At 60.3% G+C, this 3,910-nt stretch carries 4 protein-coding genes and 1 pseudogene; 1 reads left to right on the top strand and 4 read right to left on the bottom strand.

From position 1 onward, the window contains the following. Window positions 1-113: 113 nt before the first annotated feature. Window positions 114-362, bottom strand: a pseudogene (locus ACWTU8_RS31565) (3-oxoacyl-ACP synthase); the annotation flags it as partial. Between the two features lie 611 nt (window positions 363-973). Between ACWTU8_RS31565 and ACWTU8_RS31560 the strand changes: the two are divergent. Continuing rightward, window positions 974-1,192 (top strand): FAD-binding protein, encoded by a 219-nt coding sequence (locus ACWTU8_RS31560; protein ID WP_455851218.1) that lies wholly within the window; start codon window positions 974-976, stop codon window positions 1,190-1,192. Between the two features lie 65 nt (window positions 1,193-1,257). Here the strand turns inward: ACWTU8_RS31560 and ACWTU8_RS31555 are convergent, their stop codons facing one another. The 3 genes from ACWTU8_RS31555 to ACWTU8_RS31545 form a co-directional block, all read right to left on the bottom strand. After that, window positions 1,258-1,554 carry a hypothetical protein gene (locus tag ACWTU8_RS31555; RefSeq protein ID WP_455851217.1) on the bottom strand — a complete coding sequence of 99 codons (297 nt, stop codon included), beginning with the start codon at window positions 1,552-1,554 and terminating at the stop codon, window positions 1,258-1,260. A 385-nt stretch (window positions 1,555-1,939) separates the two neighbouring features. Continuing rightward, a complete protein-coding gene (locus tag ACWTU8_RS31550; RefSeq protein WP_455851216.1) occupies window positions 1,940-2,836 on the bottom strand; it encodes a ketopantoate reductase family protein in 897 nt (298 codons plus the stop codon). 772 nt (window positions 2,837-3,608) lie between these two features. After that, window positions 3,609-3,910, bottom strand: a 302-nt coding sequence (locus ACWTU8_RS31545; RefSeq protein WP_455851215.1) for a 3-oxoacyl-[acyl-carrier-protein] synthase III C-terminal domain-containing protein, incomplete at its 5' end; no start/stop codon positions are given.

Below are 3,910 nucleotides of genomic sequence, written 5' to 3'. Positions count from 1 at the left end.
CGAAGAGATGACGGGCGTCCTCGAAAACCGCCTGGGGAAGGACACGAAGCTCGGTTGCTTCATAGGGGAGGTGCTCAATTGCGCCGTGAGACGACCAACTGCCTGCGCCTGCGGCTCACCATCTCCACGGCATTGACGAAGACCTCGCGGCCATTCGCGATGGTCATGCGCGTCTCGGCGATATCGATCACTTCCGCGAAGGGGCAGTTGCTGCCGCCCGCCGGAATCTGGATCAGGCCATAAGCGCCACCGTCCGAGGTAACCGAGGAGCCGAGTATGCCGTGGCCGGGATCGCCGGAAGGGGCGAGCACCACCGCGCCCGCGGCATCGGCAAACAGCACCGCACTTGGCCGTTCGGCTGGAGCGGAAGGGGCCCCGAGGACAAGGTGTCGGTCTGTCCGATCGTGAGGACACAGGGCTCATTGTCGCTCACCGCAACGATAACGGCGGTCAGGTCCACCTTGACTGTGTCGGCCTTGCCCGAGGCTCTGCGTTTCCTGATTCCCGTTGTCTCATCGTCCATCGTCCCTAATGCCTGGGCAGAGCTCCGGCGCGAAGGATCTGAACCGATTTAATAAAGCGTGGACCATGCCTGTAAGCGCGTCAACACGGCGCGCTATAGCAATTTTAGCTCTTCGCAACTGCACAAAAATGTGCCAAACGCGACACCCGCGGCGGTGGGTAACGCTAGGGAAGGAGAGGTCGTGAGCGCAACGGGACCCCGGCGATCGGAAAGTACGCCCGCAACGGCTATATCCAGGTCGCCTCTACGATTCGTGCCCTCGCGCGCCAGATCGAGCTCGACCCAGCTACGCTGGAAAAGACTGTTGAGGAACACAACGCCATGCCGGGGTCGATCCTTATTTCCACCGAGGTGAATCCGCCTTCAACCTCACGCTCGGTGACTCGTCCACAGGCAAGAAGAATCCTAATTTGGGGTCGATCAGGAACGGGCCATTCGTAGCGCTAAGGATTGTCCCGGCGACGTTTGGCTCAGCCACGAGATTGGCGACCGACACAGATTCCAGGGTTCTCCACAAAAGGCGGAAACCCCATTGCGGGTTTTTATGCCTGCGGCAATGACATGACCTCGCCAATGCGCGGCCTTTATCCCGGAGCGGGAATCACCATCGGCCCGGCTATCGTCTTTGCCTACCGGGCAGCAATGAGTGTGAATCAGAGCCCAAGGTAGACGCCGCCGCAAGGTGAAGGCAACGCGTTGAATATCCATCACATGTGAAACAAGCAGAGTCACGATCAGCTTACCGAGCCTCCGCTGGCGATAAGGTCCAGTCGCTCCCGGCATCGCATTTTGCGGGGTCGAAATTGGGTGCGTCGATAGTGGCGATACAAGCTCTCGATTTCGGACGGATCCTTCTTTTTGGAATGGATGAGGATCATGTCGGCGCCGGCTTCGGCGTAGGCCTTCGCGCGCATCAGGACTTTTTTCTCGCCCAAACTGGCGATCAGAATCGGAAACCGCTCGCAATGGCAGCTTCGTCCCTTGTCAGAGATTAACTGCCCAGGGGATTTTCCGAGCGAGCCGTCATTCAAGTCGCCGGGAGGATCCGGCGAACGAGAATGAGGATCGGCTCCCTTCGCGGCCCGGCCCCATGGCAGACCCGCTCAGGCGAGATCCTGGCGGCAGACTGCAGAAAATCGATGATAACCAGGACTGCAAGGTACCGGCGACCATTGATGATCCGAATCTCCGGCTGGCACTCCCCTGTGGGCTGCGAACGCTCGGTTGCGCGAACCTTTCGGCAGGCCGTAAGAGACGCGGACGCGGTGGCCAAATGAACGGTCTCGCCACACAGCCGGGGACGCGAGGGATCGAGAAGACGATCGCGGCCACCGTGCCAAAGGGTACTCGGTGCCGCCAGGTTGGTACTGGGGCCGACAAGGTGCTGGCGGGCTCGCGGGCGACCGGTCACAAGGGTCAGGCTTCAACTCGTCGTTCGATCAGTTTCACCATGGCGAGCAGCGCCCGGTTCGCTGGCGTCGCAATGCCGAGGTCGGCTCCTTTGCGGACGACGAAGCCATTGAGGAAATCGATCTCGCTTCTCTTGCCGCGGGCGATGTCCTGAGCAGTCGAGGAATATTGGTCGGGCATGGCGCCGGCTAAAGCAAGGACGAAGGCGAGCGTGTTGGGTGGCATAGCGACGCCCGTTGCCTGGGCCACTGCAGTACATTCGTTCACGACATCGCGCATGACATCGGCAACCTCGCTCACATTGAAGAGACGTCCATAAGGGAGTTGCGACACCGCCGACAGCGCATTGTATGCGCAATTGACCGTCAGCTTGCTCCATAACGCGGCGAGCACATTGTGGGAAACCGTCGTCGGGATGCCGGCCTGCGCGAATACCGCTGCAAGCCCCTGGCTTGCGGGCGAAGGGCCGATCACCAGTTCACCCAGTCCGTGATGCTTGACATGACCCGGCGCCGAGATTTCGGTCGCGACGTATACGGCGGCTGGAACAACAGCCCTGCCGAGCACTGCTGCGAGGCGATCGGCATTGTCGACACCGTTCTGCAGACTGAGAACGGCTGCGTGCTCGTGCAGATGAGGACCGAACGCCCGCCCCGCCGCTTCCGTATCTCCCGACTTGACCGAGACAAGCACAACATCGCCGCCGGCGACGCCCGAAGGCTCGGTCGTCGCCCAGAGTGGGACGTGGCCCTCGAATGTCTTTGCTTCAACGAACAGGCCGCGTCCCGCAATGGCTTCGATATGGCTCGGCCTGCCGATCAGCATCACTTCGTGTCCGGCGCGTGCGAGCATGGCGCCGTAGTAGGAGCCGACCGCTCCCGCGCCCATCACTGCCACCTTCATGCTGACGCCCTCCGTCGCGCAGACGGCAAAATCCTTCCTGAATCGGTCCGATTTTGCTGCCGCACTTGTCGGCGAAGAACACGACACGATGGATCATCGAATGAGGGATGGCGCGCCAACGGAACTGCTCCTACCGAGGAAGGAAAAGCTGTATCGGACAGGTATCGCGCTCGACCGAGTTGAGAAACACCTCAATTACACGGCTCCGCGATCGATAGCGACAGCGAGATGGTTGCAGCCGGCGAGTTGCAATTGCGGTCATCCTCAATGCCGAGCGACTTGCCGACTGCAGCGAAGAGGCGGGCATTCGCTTGATGCGGCACTTACGCTACACTCGGCTGCCCCTCGTTCATAGCTCGACTTCGCTCTGTCGGTTTGTTAGGTTTGCAAGATGGTTGCGTTCGTTTCTGCGATAACGGTTTCTGAGTGTGCCTTTTGCTGCGAAAGGATGGCGCGTTTTGAAGTCATGGAATGCGAATAACTGCGTCTGCCGGGGAGATCCGCATGACTGACCCTGATTTTGAATTGGCGAAGAGAGCCGCGAAGGAATTACCCAATCCCACTATTTGTGCTTCGGTTTACACGAGGGTTGTCGATTTCCTTTCTGTTGTCATAGGATCCGCAAGTGCGCTCCATTCGCAGTCTACGGTCGTTAATGGATCTGTCGCAGAATCTAAACAGTGCTTAGGTGAACGCGAAACTGAGCGGTCGCGGTAGACCTGGGAAGTGTCCCGCAACGAGCGACGTCGCCCGAAAACCCGTGATTCCGGAATTAGAAACCAACCACCAGTGCCCCGCCGGTAAGGCCGGCACCAGCCGCCGCCAGCAGCAGTTTCTCGCCTGGCTGAAAGGGCTTGGCCTGGTGCGCGATCGACAGCGACAGCGGGATCGTGGCGGCTGACGAGTTGCCATGGTCGGCGATGGTCTTGACGATGCGCTCATCCTCGATGCCGAGCGCCTTGCCGACCGCGTTGAAGATGCGGGCATTGGCCTGATGCGGCACAAAGCGAGCCACATCTGACGCCGAAACGCCGGCCGCCGCCAAGGCCTCCCCCGAACAGCGGCGCATCATCT

This window comes from Mesorhizobium sp. BHbdii (genome assembly GCF_053848045.1).
Note: the sequence above shows the minus strand (reverse complement) of the source record. Positions and strands in the feature narration are given on the sequence as shown.